At 69.6% G+C, this 12,481-nt stretch carries 15 protein-coding genes and 1 pseudogene; 4 read left to right on the forward strand and 12 right to left on the reverse strand.

Annotated elements, in window-relative coordinates; all coding sequences use genetic code 11:
- Positions 1–61 precede the first annotated feature (61 nt).
- The gene (locus ACIQTP_RS02535) at positions 62–1,270 is read left to right on the forward strand and encodes a helix-hairpin-helix domain-containing protein (protein WP_403395465.1); all 1,209 of its coding nucleotides are present in this window, start codon (positions 62–64) and stop codon (positions 1,268–1,270) included.
- A gap of 125 nt (positions 1,271–1,395) precedes the next feature.
- Positions 1,396–2,304: pseudogene (locus tag ACIQTP_RS02540) on the forward strand (ComEC/Rec2 family competence protein); the annotation flags it as partial.
- 73 nt (positions 2,305–2,377) lie between these two features.
- Here ACIQTP_RS02540 and ACIQTP_RS02545 read toward each other — a convergent pair.
- Positions 2,378–2,575: a hypothetical protein gene (locus tag ACIQTP_RS02545; protein WP_403395467.1), complete on the reverse strand. Its 198-nt coding sequence runs from the start codon at positions 2,573–2,575 to the stop codon at positions 2,378–2,380.
- 237 nt (positions 2,576–2,812) lie between these two features.
- Between ACIQTP_RS02545 and ACIQTP_RS02550 the strand changes: the two genes are divergently transcribed.
- A complete protein-coding gene (locus tag ACIQTP_RS02550) occupies positions 2,813–3,046 on the forward strand; it encodes a helix-turn-helix domain-containing protein (RefSeq protein WP_403395469.1) in 234 nt (77 codons plus the stop codon).
- Between the two features lie 115 nt (positions 3,047–3,161).
- On the opposite strand, the gene ACIQTP_RS02555 is transcribed toward ACIQTP_RS02550, so the two are convergent.
- The 3 genes from ACIQTP_RS02555 to ACIQTP_RS02565 form a co-directional block, all read right to left on the reverse strand.
- Positions 3,162–3,371, reverse strand: coding sequence for a hypothetical protein (locus tag ACIQTP_RS02555; protein WP_403395471.1), 210 nt, complete (start codon positions 3,369–3,371; stop codon positions 3,162–3,164).
- Positions 3,368–3,568: a hypothetical protein gene (locus ACIQTP_RS02560; RefSeq protein WP_403395472.1), complete on the reverse strand. Its 201-nt coding sequence runs from the start codon at positions 3,566–3,568 to the stop codon at positions 3,368–3,370. Before ACIQTP_RS02560 ends, ACIQTP_RS02555 begins: the two co-directional genes overlap by 4 nt.
- Before the next feature lie 92 nt (positions 3,569–3,660).
- Positions 3,661–4,911, reverse strand: coding sequence for a helix-turn-helix domain-containing protein (locus tag ACIQTP_RS02565; RefSeq protein WP_403395474.1), 1,251 nt, complete (start codon positions 4,909–4,911; stop codon positions 3,661–3,663).
- Positions 4,912–5,038: 127 nt separating this feature from the next.
- Here ACIQTP_RS02565 and ACIQTP_RS02570 point away from each other — a divergent pair, with 127 nt between their 5' ends.
- Positions 5,039–5,218 (forward strand): hypothetical protein, encoded by a 180-nt coding sequence (locus ACIQTP_RS02570; protein ID WP_403395476.1) that lies wholly within the window; start codon positions 5,039–5,041, stop codon positions 5,216–5,218.
- 661 nt (positions 5,219–5,879) lie between these two features.
- On the opposite strand, the gene ACIQTP_RS02575 is transcribed toward ACIQTP_RS02570, so the two are convergent.
- The 8 genes from ACIQTP_RS02575 to ACIQTP_RS02610 all read right to left on the reverse strand — a co-directional run bounded on the left by ACIQTP_RS02575 (position 5,880) and on the right by ACIQTP_RS02610 (position 12,476).
- Positions 5,880–6,140 (reverse strand): hypothetical protein, encoded by a 261-nt coding sequence (locus ACIQTP_RS02575; RefSeq protein WP_403395478.1) that lies wholly within the window; start codon positions 6,138–6,140, stop codon positions 5,880–5,882.
- Between the two features lie 23 nt (positions 6,141–6,163).
- On the reverse strand, positions 6,164–6,472 hold the full coding sequence (locus ACIQTP_RS02580; RefSeq protein ID WP_403395480.1) for a hypothetical protein: 309 nt from the start codon (positions 6,470–6,472) through the stop codon (positions 6,164–6,166).
- Positions 6,473–6,498: 26 nt separating this feature from the next.
- Positions 6,499–7,359 carry a peptidoglycan-binding protein gene (locus tag ACIQTP_RS02585; RefSeq protein WP_403395482.1) on the reverse strand — a complete coding sequence of 287 codons (861 nt, stop codon included), beginning with the start codon at positions 7,357–7,359 and terminating at the stop codon, positions 6,499–6,501.
- Positions 7,360–7,361: 2 nt separating this feature from the next.
- Complete coding sequence (locus tag ACIQTP_RS02590) at positions 7,362–8,204, reverse strand: C1 family peptidase (RefSeq protein WP_403395484.1); 843 nt, start codon at positions 8,202–8,204, stop codon at positions 7,362–7,364.
- Between the two features lie 105 nt (positions 8,205–8,309).
- Positions 8,310–8,507: a hypothetical protein gene (locus ACIQTP_RS02595; RefSeq protein WP_403395486.1), complete on the reverse strand. Its 198-nt coding sequence runs from the start codon at positions 8,505–8,507 to the stop codon at positions 8,310–8,312.
- Between the two features lie 15 nt (positions 8,508–8,522).
- On the reverse strand, positions 8,523–9,077 hold the full coding sequence (locus ACIQTP_RS02600) for a hypothetical protein (RefSeq protein WP_403395487.1): 555 nt from the start codon (positions 9,075–9,077) through the stop codon (positions 8,523–8,525).
- A 9-nt stretch (positions 9,078–9,086) separates the two neighbouring features.
- Positions 9,087–11,969: a hypothetical protein gene (locus ACIQTP_RS02605; RefSeq protein ID WP_403395489.1), complete on the reverse strand. Its 2,883-nt coding sequence runs from the start codon at positions 11,967–11,969 to the stop codon at positions 9,087–9,089.
- A gap of 3 nt (positions 11,970–11,972) precedes the next feature.
- On the reverse strand, positions 11,973–12,476 hold the full coding sequence (locus ACIQTP_RS02610) for a hypothetical protein (protein WP_403395491.1): 504 nt from the start codon (positions 12,474–12,476) through the stop codon (positions 11,973–11,975).
- Positions 12,477–12,481 lie beyond the last annotated feature (5 nt).

Below are 12,481 nucleotides of genomic sequence, written 5' to 3' on the forward strand. Positions count from 1 at the left end.
GTTTTCCCCGGGATTTGAGCAAGATCATCGCGAGGGTGGCGAGTTGCCCGATCCTCGACGCATGGCACTTCGATCACGCTCACGCACCGCCACCCCGACCAGCGGCCCGGGCCGCGGTCCTGTCTCCGACGGCCGCACCCGCCATCGCCGCCATCGCTCGCCAAGCCCCGCGGGCGCGGGCGCGGGTGCGGGTACAAGCGCAGGTGCGGGTACAGGCGTCCGCGCCCGACGCCGCGAGGCCTCGGCCGAGGCGCTCCGCCTGCGCGCGCAGGCACTCTTCTCCGAAAAGCCCGGCACACGAGGGGAGTTGGGGGACGGACCGCCGGGCGTGGACCGGGATGTGGGAGGCCCAAGGGGGAGCACCTCGGCGGGGGTCGGGGTCGCCGTCGTCCGGGGAAATGGCGGCTCCTCGCTCACCGGGGTCCTGGACCGTGACGAACCGAGCACGAGCCCAGGTGTGCTTGCGAGTGCGGGCGACCGTGCCGAGCGCGGCGCTCCCGCGCCCGGGGCGACGGCGGCATGGCGGGAGCGGGCCGGGCTTGCCGTGCGGGAGCGGATGCCGCTGTGGTTGCAGTCGAGGTGCGGTCTGGAGCGCAGGAGTGTGACCGCACTCGGTGTGCTGCTCGTTGTCGCCGTGGTCTTCGCCGTGCAGCAGTTCTGGGGTGGCAGGACGCAGTCGGTGCGGGCTCCAGAGGTGGTGCGGGCAGTGGCGCCCTACGGCGGGCAGAGCGGCGCGGTGGAGCGGAAGTCGGCGGAGCCGGGAAGCTCGGCCGGGGCACCGCCGAGCCCGGCCGGTTCGGGCGGTTCGACCGGGACCGCGATCGTGGTGGACGTCAGCGGCAAGGTGCGCAGTCCCGGCCTGCAACGACTGCCGGCCGGGTCGCGGGTCGAGGACGCGCTGCGGGCCGCGGGTGGGGTGCGGCCGGGTGCGAACACCGAGGGGCTCAACCGGGCCCGCCTCCTGGTGGACGGCGAACAGGTCCTGGTGGGCGTCCCCGCCGCCGTGACTGGACCGGTCATGGGTGGCGGCTCCAGTATCACCGGGGGCGGCGGATCCGCTTCAGGAGCGGTTCCTTCGGCTCCGGTCTCCCTCAACACGGCCACCGTGGACCAGCTCGACACCCTGCCGGGCGTCGGTCCCGTTCTCGCCCAGCACATCGTCGACTACCGCACCCAGCACGGCGGCTTCCGCTCGGTCGAAGAGCTCCGCGAGGTCAATGGAATCGGCGACCGCCGGTTCTCCGATCTGCAGAAACTCGTACGGCCGTGAGCGGGCCCACCCTGCCCTCGGCGGCTCCCGCGACCTCTTCGGCTCCTTCGCCTCCTTCACCCCACGCGGCCTCCACGCCGACGGATGCCACGCGGAGCGCCCGGCACTCCCGGAGCCGCCGAGCCGTGCACGCCGCCTCGGGAAAGCGGCTCGGCACCGCGCACCCCCGGGAGGAAGGGCCGACGGATCTGCGGCTCGTGCCGCCCGCGCTCGCGGCCTGGGTGACGGCGGCGGTGACGGTGGGCGCACCGCTCGGACGGGTCACAGCCGCGGTGGTGGGCTGCCTGGTCCTGGCCGGCGCGTTGCTGGCGTCGGGGCGGACCAAGGAGCGCAGGGCGACGGAGTACGGCGCACGACCATCCCGTGCCTGGCCGCGGGTCTCCGTCGCCGCCTCACTGCTCTGTGTCGCGGCGGCCGCCGCCTCCGCGGGGCTGCACGGGGCGGATGCGCGCCGCGGCCCGATCCCGGCCCTGGCACGGCAGTACGCCCAGGTGACCGCCGAGGTGGAGGTCACCTCCGACCCACGGCTCACCCGGCCTCGGATCAAGGGCGATCACGCGGCCCCCACGGCCGTGCTGCTCGACGCGGAGGTCCGGCGGGTGACGCGGGCGGGCGGAGACGGGGCCGTGGTGGCGACGCGCACGCCGGTGCTGGTGATCGTCGACGCGAGTTCGCCGAGAGGCTCGCCCCGGCTGCCCGGCGGCCGCTCGCCCTGGCTGTCGCTGCTGCCGTCCACACGGTTGCGGGTGGCCGCGCGGCTGGCCCCCGCGCTGTCGGACGGGGACCGGATCGCGGCCGTGCTGCGCGTGCGGGGGAGCGGGCCGCCGCAGGTGGTGGGGCAGCCGTCCGGGCCCCAGCGGTTCGCCGGCCGGTTGCGCGAGGGACTGCGGCAGGCGACCGACGGGCTGGAGGCGGACGCGCGGGCGCTGCTGCCGGGGCTGGTCGTGGGAGACACCTCACGGGTCACACCGGAGCTGGACGAGGCGTTCAAGGCGACGGATCTCACGCACCTGCTGGCGGTCAGCGGTGACAATGTGGTTGCGGGGGGTGGGTGACTCTTAGAGATCACCCTTGCTTCTTAGCGAGGATCAAGTCGCCGACCTGCGGTTATTGCTGCGTGATCTCGTCGATGAGTTGCAGCGCGTCATCGAGGCGCAGGCGGAGCCGTTCAATGACCAGGATCAGGCCGGCAGCCGGGATGACACCGAGATCGGTGGCGCGCGCCGTTGCGAGGTCGCGTCGCGCGTAGTCGATTCGGGCTTTCTGCTCCTCGGTCAGGCTGCAGTCGGCAGGGTGCTCGTACATGTGGGGGGTCACCTATTGCTGGGCGCGGGAGGTGCGGCGCGCCGAGGTGGGCGGCCGATACATGGGCAATGCAGGTAATTGTGTGTTCAAGTTTTGCATATGTGCAACAGTGCCAAGCTCACATCACTCGAACGGGCGTTTTATTCGAGCGGGGGTTGCGGCGTGACCGGAACCTGATCTCGCAAATGTACCAACGCTGGTACAGACAACGATCACGGCTCCCACCAGCGTGTATGCGTGCCCACCGATCCCCTGCCCGCCCGGGTACTCGCCCGCCGACAGGCCATCGGAGACCACATCCGTGACGCCCGCCACGAGCGGAAGCTCACACAGGAGAAGCTCGGCGAGCTCACAGGCCTCGACCGCAAGACGATCAACCGGATTGAGCAAGGCGCGCATGCGACGAGCATCGACCACCTGATCCTCATCGCCGATGCCCTCGACACCCCACTCGCCAACCTCGTGAGGTGACCCGCCGCAGGCCCAGGGGGAGCACTGCGGCGGGTCAAGACGGCCACCCTTCGGATAGGCGACCGCCCTCCCGCAGCCGACCGTGGGGCCGTCCCGGCAGCGGGAGAATTTGGGGCTACTGCTTCGCGTCGCGCCACGCCGCCGCCAGCTCATCCGCCCGCGGGCACCGCGTCGCTCCGTACCCGCAGGCGCTGCACGAGATGGCGTGCTCCATGAACGAGGCGTGCGCGGCCTGCACGGGCCCGTCAGCGCTGGTGCGGACGACCTGCTGCATGCGGCCGGATGTGCTTCCGGAGTCGCTCCATTCCCACCCGGTGCCGGTCACGACTTGCCGCCGTGGGCGGGGTGGCGGCGCATCTCCTGCTCGCACGTCGTGGCCAGGCTGATGTTCCCGGAATGTTCGGCCGCCGCGCGCTGCTGGTCTAGGGCCTCGCAGACATCGCAGCCCGCGGCCGGCATGGGCGGGCGGGTCGGATCGGGCAGCGTGACGGGGCGCTCGTCGGGTTTCGTCTGCTGCTTCATCGGCTGGCCTCCACGGTCACGGTGATCCGTCTCACATGCGGGACCGTAAGCGGGGGCAGGAAGCGGCAGGGGCACAAACTGTGCCCCCTCGCTCACGCGGCCAGCAGACCCAGCTTCACCGCCAGGTCGGAAGCGCGCCGCCGCCGGGCGGGACTCTTCGCTTCGGTCTCTTCCAGGACGATGCGCTTGGCGTAGCCGTTGTACCGGATGGTCTCCGGGGCGGCCTCGTGCGCCTGCGCCAGCGTGGCCAGGGCGACATCGGGCTGTCCGTCGAGCTGGTAGCCGCGCGCCTCCTCGATACGGTGCCGGGCCCGCCGTGGGCGGGACGGGATCACCACGGCGTCCGCGGCAGCCGCCTGCCGTACGGACTCCCCGCCCTGGTGTAGCTCGACGGCCACGGTGACCGCGTGGGCGCCCATGATGGCCTGCGAGAAGCTCGTGATCGGGTGGTAGTAGTCCGCAGGCAGACGGGCCGCCATGCTGCGGGCCTGGTCCCAGTAGCGCCATGCCGTGCCGGTCTCCCCGCGGCGGGCCGCGGTGTATCCGGCCTCGAACGTCAGCGCGCCAGTGATGGCCAGGACATCGTCCGGTGCGTCGGGCAGGAGCGGTTCGAGGAACGCCAGGGTCTGGAGGTTGACCTCGTCGGCCGCGTCGTAGTGCGCGGGACCGGAGTCGCGGTGGGCCTGCGCGGCGAGCCATGCGGCGACGCCGATCGCGTGCGGGTCCTCGGACTCCTGCGCGGCGATGAGGCCGCGCTCGGCGACGCGCCACAGCAGGGCAGCGTCCGGCTGGTACGCCACGAAGAACTGGCTGAGGCTGTACACCTCGGCGAGGACTGCGTGCGCCGCCCTCCGGTCCGCCCCGGTCTCGGCCTGGCGGACCGCGGCCTGCGCGTCACGGATCAGGTCGGGCAGCAGCGCGCCCACAACATCGCGGTGGTTGGGCGCGGAGTGGCGGGCCGCCCAAGCGCGCGCCAGCCGGGCGCGGAGGTGCGCGGCCGGCGGCGCCTCGCGGCGGGAGCCGAGCGGGAACGCGTCGATCGCTGCTTTCACCTCGGGGAGGCGGATGTGCCCAGGGCCGGTGAACAGGTCGACGTGCACGGACTGGTCCCCGGTGAGGTCGGACAGATCGCGGACGCGGAGGATCTCAGCCAGCCGCAGCACGACCTCCAGCCGCGGTGTTTTCAGCCGGCCGGTCTCTACGCCCTTGACCCAGGACCCGGAGCGTCCGGCCAGTCCGCCGAGTTGGTCGCGGGTCAGGCCGCGGCGGGTACGGAGGATTTGCAGTCTCTGGCCGAACACCAGCGGGTCGGCGTACGGGTCGGGGGTAGCATCGGTAGGCACGGTCTCGCCCCTCTCTGAACAGCTCGTCACTGTCAGGGTATGGGGCGGGACCTTTTCCATGTGAGGGCTCGGGGCAGGCCGCTGCTCGACTGGGTGGCTTGTCGGTGTCTGCGGCTACGCTTGTCGCATGTCCCCCACCCCTCTGCCTAGCGGCTCCGTGCGGCCTGCTGCGGTCGTGAACGAGGCGATCCGGGCGCTGTGGCCGTGTGAGGGGACGGAGCTCACCGCGTTGGAACGGGCCGAGTACGAGCGGCTGTTGGTGGAGTGGGCGACCGCGGTCCGGGCCGAGATCGTCGAAGCGGCCTAGACGTACTGGCGACGGGTCGGGTCCAGCCCCAGCGACAACAGCCCCGACGGCGACGGGCTCGGCTGCGGCGCCCCATCCTTCCGGCACACCCGCGCATCCGGGTCATACGACGGGGCCTGCAAGCTGTATCCGTCCGGGCAGGTCTGCCCATCCCGCCCGTCCTGCCCGTCCGCCCCGTCCTGCCCCGCAGGCCCAGCCGGGCCCTGCGCGCCCTGAGCCCCCGCAGGACCGGCAGGACCAGCCGGACCGCTCGGACCGACCACTCCAGGACTGCCAGCGGACCCCGGCACACCTGCCGCCCCCGTCGCACCCGGAGAACCCGGGGAACCAGACGGGCCGGGGCTTCCTGCCGGCCCTGTCGGGCCTGGTATCGGCACCGGGACTGTCGTACGGGCGGGCAGATCCGCCACGGCCTTGCTCGGGTCCGGAGCCACCGGAGTCCCACCCCGCGCCCTCACCTGCGCCCGCAGCGCGCGCACGTCCCCCGCGAGCGTGGACACCGCGTCGCCCCGCTTGTTCGCCTCGGCCGTGGCCGCCGCATAGTTGCGGTCCGAGGTATCGATGCGGTGCCACAGCGCCCACGAGATGCCGAACAGAGCGACGATCGCGCACGCCGTGGCGATGCCGCGCCAGTGCAGGACAATCGTGCGCTCGGTTCGGGTCATGGGGTGGGGTTTCCTCCGAGTCGGATGTTCTCTATCTCTAGCTGGGTGATCCTGACGAGGTAGTCGTGGCGCTGTTGCTCCAGCGCGGCGATCTGCACGTCCTTCTCAGCGAGGCGCCGCGCCAGGCCGTCGCGTTCCTCTTGGACTTGGTCCGTGAGCGAGTTGCGGGTCTCTCCCCGCTTCCCGATGAACGCCACCACCGAGCCGGACAGCACGCCCACGCAGGCGAGGACCGCGCCGAGGGTGGTGGCGTCCAACAGGGCCTCCTATATGGACGCGGTCAGGCCACCTTGACGAACGAGTCCTGCGCCCGGCCCGCGACGCCGACGGGCTTCCAGAACCCGAAGTGGCTCAGCACGCCCGTACCGAAGGAGACGAGGGCGAGGACGGCCGCCGTACCCACGCTGTACCCGGCGTCGTGCGGGCCCGCGTACTCGACGACGAACCCAGTCGCCGTGGACAGCGCGAGGAGCAGCACGGCCTTTATGCCCGGGCTGGTGACTCTCGTCGTGACCAGGCCGACGAGGACCGGGAGGACGACGGAGACGAGCAGGCCGAGCCAGTACGCCTTGTCGAGGTTGACGTTCATGAGGAACTCCAGTTCGGTGAGATGGGTCAGACGTTGGGGACGTGCAGCTTTGACCAACTCGCCGGGCCCGGGATGCCGTCCGCGGCCGAGCCGGTGTAACCGAGCTTCCGCTGCCAGGCCGCGTAGGAGCGCTCGTCACCAGGGCCCCAGACATCGGCGTTCGCGGACGACGCGTACTGGTTGCAGCCGACCGCGACGAGCCTGCGGTGCATGGCCGCGATGATCGGGGACCGGTGGCCGGCCCTGAAGAACGGCGTCCCGGGGAACGGCTCGTCCGTCGGCTTCTGCGGGGGCTTCGGCGCCTTGATGAACTCGGGCCAGGAGCCGGGGTCCACGTGCGTGTTCTCGGGGACCTGGCTGTGGCCGTACCAGCCGTCCTCGGTCTCCCACACGTGCTCGTTGCGGTGCGGGGTGAAGTCGGTGGGACGGCCCATGGGCCACGCTTGCGGGACGCCCCACGAGGTGACCCAGTCCTGGAGCTGCTGCCAGCCCTTGCACGGGGTGTCGTCGAGCTGCGCGTAGACCTTGCCGTCGACCCGGCAGTACGGGAAGAAGACGGCCTCGATCTGGATGACCACCTTCCCCGCGCGGTTCGTTCGCGTCCCGCCGGCGAGGTCGACCACGGACTTCGAGCGGGAGTCGGCCGGGTAGAACTGCGCGAACGCACCGGTGAAGGGGTCCCACAGGATGTGCGGGGCCACCCCGATGCCGCCGCCGGTGAAGTAGGACTTGAGGTTGGCGAACGGCACCAGGTCGACAGGCTTGGCCGCGGTCGCGTTCTTGTCCCAGGTGATGTGCGCAATCGCCTTCGCCGGGTACTGCGTGTCGCATGGGGCGTGGTCCCCGACGTCGGCCCGTATTGCCCCGGGCATCCAGAGTTGAGGCATGGTCAGAGTCCCTTCGCGTTGAGCCAGGAGCGAGCGGCGAGCGCCATCGCCAGATCGGGGTCCGCCGGCGCCGGAGTTGGGGTCGGGGCGGTCGCCCACGCGGGGACGGTGACGTCGCCCTGCTGCGACAGCAGCCACGTCAGGTCGGCCGCGGTGAAGTAGCCGCAGCCCTTCGCACCCCACGACGTGCCCCACGAGTTCGTGATCCAGTACTCGCCGGCCGCCGCGTCGAACCGGTTGAGTTCGATCTCGTGCCCGCCCGCGACACCGGATGACCGGTCGACGAGGATCCGTCCGTCGGTGGCCGTGTCGAACATGCTGTTGAGCCACTCGATGCCGATCATCACCGGCCCGGACTGGAGTGCCGAGTTGAGCGCGGCCATCGAGAACGCGTGCGTGTACGAGGTCGCCAACCCCAATACCTTCAGGGCCTTCGCCACCCCGATCCCCGTGGAACCGGTGTCGTCCGGCGGGTACGTGCCGGACACCCCGTCGAGGACGGTTGCCAGCGCGTACAGGGAGATCGCGAACGCCTCGTCCAGCGGGTGGACTCCCGCGGTGAACGCGCCGTGCGACGCTGCGGCCGCGGCCGGTGTGATGGTGACCGAGGTCCACCCGGTCCGGCCCGCGGAGTCCGTGCCGAGCAGGCCCGTGCCTGCGTTGCCTGTGCACGAGCCCAACTGGCCCTGGTCGAGGATCGGCGTGCGTCGCGCCCATTCGACGGTCTTGATCGCCGAATGAGGCAGCACGCCGTGCGCGTACGCGAGGGACCGGGGATCGTGCTCGACGTGGCGACCGAGCCGGTATGGCTGGCCGGGCTGCTCGGTGATGTGGTGGGTGGTCATGGGGCTCCTCGGACGGCGGGTCCTGCTCACTACTGGAGACGATACGGTTCGTCTCGCCAATGTGCCTGAGTGGTCCTGGTGTGGATCTTCTTAAAACCGGGGGGGTCAGACGACCGTGATGACCTGCTCGTACTTCTGCGCCACCACTGAAACCACACCAGCCGTCCCAGCAATGAACACGCGGACCGCGTTCACCACATCGACCTCATCAACGACAGGCGGTTCCTGACTTATGGCGTCGATGTTCACCGACAGCACCGGCTCGCCACTCTTATTGCGTCCCGTGATCACATAACTTGCCATAACGGAAAGGCCCCTTCAGGCGATGCGCTGGGACGAAATCCAGCTATCCGTGAAAACAGTCGTTGCAGTGGCACTCGACACGCTCTGCGCCCACGTCATACCCCACGTGCCGCCCGTGGCCCCGACACGCAAAGTCCCATTAAGCATCACCGTGAGCGCATTTCCTGCGCCAAGACCGCCGTATGTGCGGGTATTTCCGATGTCGGTCCACTCGGTACGAACGGTGTAACCCCATGTCGACCCGGCGTTCTGCTGAGTGCCGCCGCCCGCAGTGCCGGAAATGACAGTGGTACCGGCACCAGAGCCGACCCACGCACCGAGCGACCCGGACGGCACGGAAAAACCAACGATGATGTCCCCGGTGAGGTCAGCATCGAATTTCAACCAGCCACTCCACGCATACACCGCGCCCGCGACCGCAGTGAATTGGATGTGCGGGTCAAGCGCCAGCGTCGTCGTCGCGAAACGTGCAGTGTCAGCGGTCTTGCGGGCCACCTGTGGCTGCATCGACCGCAGCAGGCCTGCGGTGAGCCGCTGCCCTGCGAGGGGCGTGGGATAGGCCTCGGGCACGATGGCTCCTTACAGGGAGATGATGGTCGGGTTGGCGAGGCGGACGTCCTCGCCCGCGGCGTGGGCTTTTGTGATGCCGTTGATAGAACGGGTCATGGTGAAGGTTTGCGGGTTGATGATGTTGGCGTTCTCGTAATTCACGGACGGATTCACGTTCGTGTTCGAAGACGCTGAGAACGATCGCAGCCCGATGAAATTCGCTGTGGAAATGTCTCCGTCGACGACGGAGATCTGCCACTCCGGAGTCTCGACACCGGACGCCAGCCACGCCTTCGTCCTGAACACCGAGCCCTGCGCCTGGAATCGGATCCGGAAGAACGTTCCGGGGGCGTAGGTGTCGGGAAGGTTGTACACGCCGAGGCTGGTCTCGTTCCCGTTCACGAGCTTGCGGAGCGACAGAATCAGCGTGTTCGACGTGGTGAACTCCATGCGCGCCGTATAGAGGTTGGCAGAATCCATGTAGCGTCCGGCGGGGCCGCCGAAAAGGGAACCGCCCGTCGCGGTCGCGCTGGTCGTGATGTCCACATAGAAGTCGAAGTTGGTGAAGAGGAACGGATCGATGAACGACCTACGCGTGGTCGTCACTGTGGTCAGGATGTGGGAGCCCACCCCGCTTCCGACCGCGTAGTCCGAGGCCGTGCCGGCAACCGACCACGCCTGCCCCGTATCTGCGCTGCCCCAACCGTTCGACACGGTGCGGCTGAACGCGTCCGACAGCCACGGCGTCGCTCCGGTCGCCCGTACTACCTCGCCTCCCAGCCGCAGATCGAACGGGAACTCGGCCGGGTCCGTGGTCCACAGCACCCACTGTCCTGGGGACAACACGGTCTGGGTCGGCGACGGGACGACGACCATCGACGTGTCGGCCGGGCCGATCGCAGTCAGCAGCTGCGAGCCGTCCGTGTCGAAGCGGGCGGTTGTGTCGAGGTAGCCGATCGTGTTGTAGGGGCTCGCGGGAGCACAGGTGAACGTGATCCGGTGCTCGAAGTGCGTGATGGACTCCTCGAACCCGAGGACCAACTGGTCGATCGTGTCCCCACCCAGCCAGGCTGGCGGGTTGATGACCTGCACCCGGTCGCCCATCCGCAGGCTGAGGATCGCCCGCCGCATCTCCGGGGTGATGCTTGCGTGCGCCAGGTTCACGGAGATCTGCGGGTGCCTGGCTTCGTCCACGGTGCCGATGTGCACCCGCCACGCGGCCTGGTCCAGCAGCGTCGGAGTGTCCGAAGTCGCAAGGTTCAGCGACAGCGCCGAGTCCGCGTTCGGTCCGTACACACCGACCCCGGTCGGTGGGGGCGCCGTCGACAGGGGGCCGGCCGTTTCCTCGTAGGTGGCGGTGACCCCGAGCACCGAGATGGTGACCTTATTGGCGAGGTAGCGGTCGTCCTCTACCGGGGTGGGGACCTCGGCGAGGTTGAACCCGGTGTAGTTCAGGATCAGCGCTGGGTCCTGGTTGTACAGGCTGGCCCGGGTGCGGTAGCCGAGACCGAGCGCGGCCAGGTTCTCGTACAGCAGCCCGTCGTCGGCGAGCACGGCCTCCTGCATCAGCGACAAGGGATTCGTCTTGCCCTGCGCGCCCATGTCGACGGTGTCATCGAGGTCGCCGATCCAGTCGACGGCGATGCCGTTTTCGCCGCACAGGCGTTGGATGCGGCGCCCGGCTGCCTCGCCGATCGGGTTCAACCGCACCCCGAGTGCTCCCACCGCGGTGATCGCGTTCTCTACGGTGACGTGCCCAATGGCCACTCCGGGCAGGAACTGGGTCCCGTTCGGGCCGACCGCGGACCGGCTGGCCGGGCCGAACTGGACCTTCGTCACCCTCGACAGCTGGGTGACATTCGCGGTGTCGGTGACGGAGTACGTGAGCCCCGTGTTGACGTCCGTGATCCGCACCGCGCGGGTGATCGCCGTCCCCGACTCCTGGAACTCCACCGACACGTACATCTGCCGGCCCCGCACGTCGAGGGTGTGCGGCAGCTCGATCCCGAGGAAACTGCCGTCCGAGGCGTTCATGCGCAGCGTGAGGCTGGTGGACGTCGCGGAGTAGTACAGCTCCCAGAACTGCGCCGAGCCCGGGCTGTAGTCGACCTGGTCGATCGAGCAGATCACCTTGCCGTCGGACAGGCCGATAGCGGGGATGAAGCACAGGAAGCGGACCTGTGTCGCGGTGGGTTCGTCGTAGGCGACGACGCCGCCGGACAGTGAGCTCGTGGTGAGGTCGGGCAGGGGATCCGATGCGCCGAACCCGGAGTAGCTCGCCAGGGTCGGGGTTCCGGAGATCGTCATCCGGGAGCCGCTGACGAGGGCGGACGCGATCGTCGTCGCATCCGAGGGGTCTTCGCACGGCCAGTACGCGACCACGCTCGACGGCAGCGGGTTCGCGACCGCGTTGTAGATCACCGACCGTTCCGGTGCCGGGCCCTGCGCGAGGCGCTGCAAGATCCCGTTGACGCTCACGTCGACCCACACGTCGTTGCCTGTCGGGTCCCACGACGCAGGCCACTTCGGGATTTCACCCCACAGCCGGTAGCTTTTGCCGCCCATCCCGTCCGGGACCGAGATACGGATCGGCTGGTTACGCCCGATCAGCCCGTACCAGATGCCCATGGCGTTGCGGGGGGTGAACCTTCCGTCCTGGTTTTTCAGCGGCAGCGTGCCGGTGGCCTGTTCGGTCTGGTTGCCCTCGTCGCGGAGACCCCGGGTGAGGGTGATCTGCCCTTGCTCGTCGCGGACCATGACGTACGGGGTGATGTCCACCCACACGCCGTTGACGAGCAGCTCCACCGTCACGGGGGCGCCGGTCGAGGCCTCCCCGGACGCGCCGAGGGGACCCGGCGCACCGCCCATGCGGCGCTGCCAGGCCATCGACCGGGCGGCAACACTCCCTGGCATCTGTCACTCGTCCCAGCAGATCCACGTCGACATGTTCACGGCCGCGCCGAATGTGCACCGCACCCGCAGGAACTTTGAGATCGCGACGATCGGCCGCTCGTCCGGCATCCACTGGTAGACGTAGTTGATGTCCGTCGCGCCGGCCGTCGGCGGGACGAGGTTGACGTCGAAGGTGCGGGACGCAGTGGTGGTGCCTTCGGCCGAGGCGGTGTAGCCGGTGCCCGTTGTGCTCAGCGTCATCAGCGACGCGGGCGCGTTCGGGTCCAGCGGCTGGACACCCGCGGCAACGTGAGCCGTGACGGTCGCGGCCACATCGGTTTGGACGAGTTCGACCTGCCCGGCCGCCCCAGGCACCCCGTCGAGGGTGAACCCCCACGAGATGAGCTGAATCTGCCTGGTGCTCGGCGTGGCGATCTGGAGCATGGTCTTGATTGCCGTGCCGGTGGTGACTTTCTGCTGGGCTGCGATCGTGGGCATCGGCCCGTTGAAGCACTTGTAGCGATGCATCTCTC

Origin of the sequence: Streptomyces sp. NPDC090798 (assembly GCF_044768965.1) — a bacterium.
Classification (GTDB): domain Bacteria; phylum Actinomycetota; class Actinomycetes; order Streptomycetales; family Streptomycetaceae; genus Streptomyces.

What these genes read in the sequence shown, in the direction of transcription:
- ACIQTP_RS02535 (WP_403395465.1), top strand. Translation starts at nt 62, where the DNA reads ATGGCACTTCGATCACGCTCACGCACCGCCACCCCGACCAGCGGCCCG.
- ACIQTP_RS02545 (WP_403395467.1), bottom strand. Translation starts at nt 2,575, where the DNA reads ATGTACGAGCACCCTGCCGACTGCAGCCTGACCGAGGAGCAGAAAGCC.
- ACIQTP_RS02560 (WP_403395472.1), bottom strand. Translation starts at nt 3,568, where the DNA reads ATGAAGCAGCAGACGAAACCCGACGAGCGCCCCGTCACGCTGCCCGAT.
- ACIQTP_RS02570 (WP_403395476.1), top strand. Translation starts at nt 5,039, where the DNA reads ATGTCCCCCACCCCTCTGCCTAGCGGCTCCGTGCGGCCTGCTGCGGTC.
- ACIQTP_RS02580 (WP_403395480.1), bottom strand. Translation starts at nt 6,472, where the DNA reads ATGAACGTCAACCTCGACAAGGCGTACTGGCTCGGCCTGCTCGTCTCC.
- ACIQTP_RS02585 (WP_403395482.1), bottom strand. Translation starts at nt 7,359, where the DNA reads ATGCCTCAACTCTGGATGCCCGGGGCAATACGGGCCGACGTCGGGGAC.
- ACIQTP_RS02590 (WP_403395484.1), bottom strand. Translation starts at nt 8,204, where the DNA reads ATGACCACCCACCACATCACCGAGCAGCCCGGCCAGCCATACCGGCTC.
- ACIQTP_RS02595 (WP_403395486.1), bottom strand. Translation starts at nt 8,507, where the DNA reads ATGGCAAGTTATGTGATCACGGGACGCAATAAGAGTGGCGAGCCGGTG.
- ACIQTP_RS02605 (WP_403395489.1), bottom strand. Translation starts at nt 11,969, where the DNA reads ATGCCAGGGAGTGTTGCCGCCCGGTCGATGGCCTGGCAGCGCCGCATG.
- ACIQTP_RS02610 (WP_403395491.1), bottom strand. Translation starts at nt 12,476, where the DNA reads ATGCATCGCTACAAGTGCTTCAACGGGCCGATGCCCACGATCGCAGCC.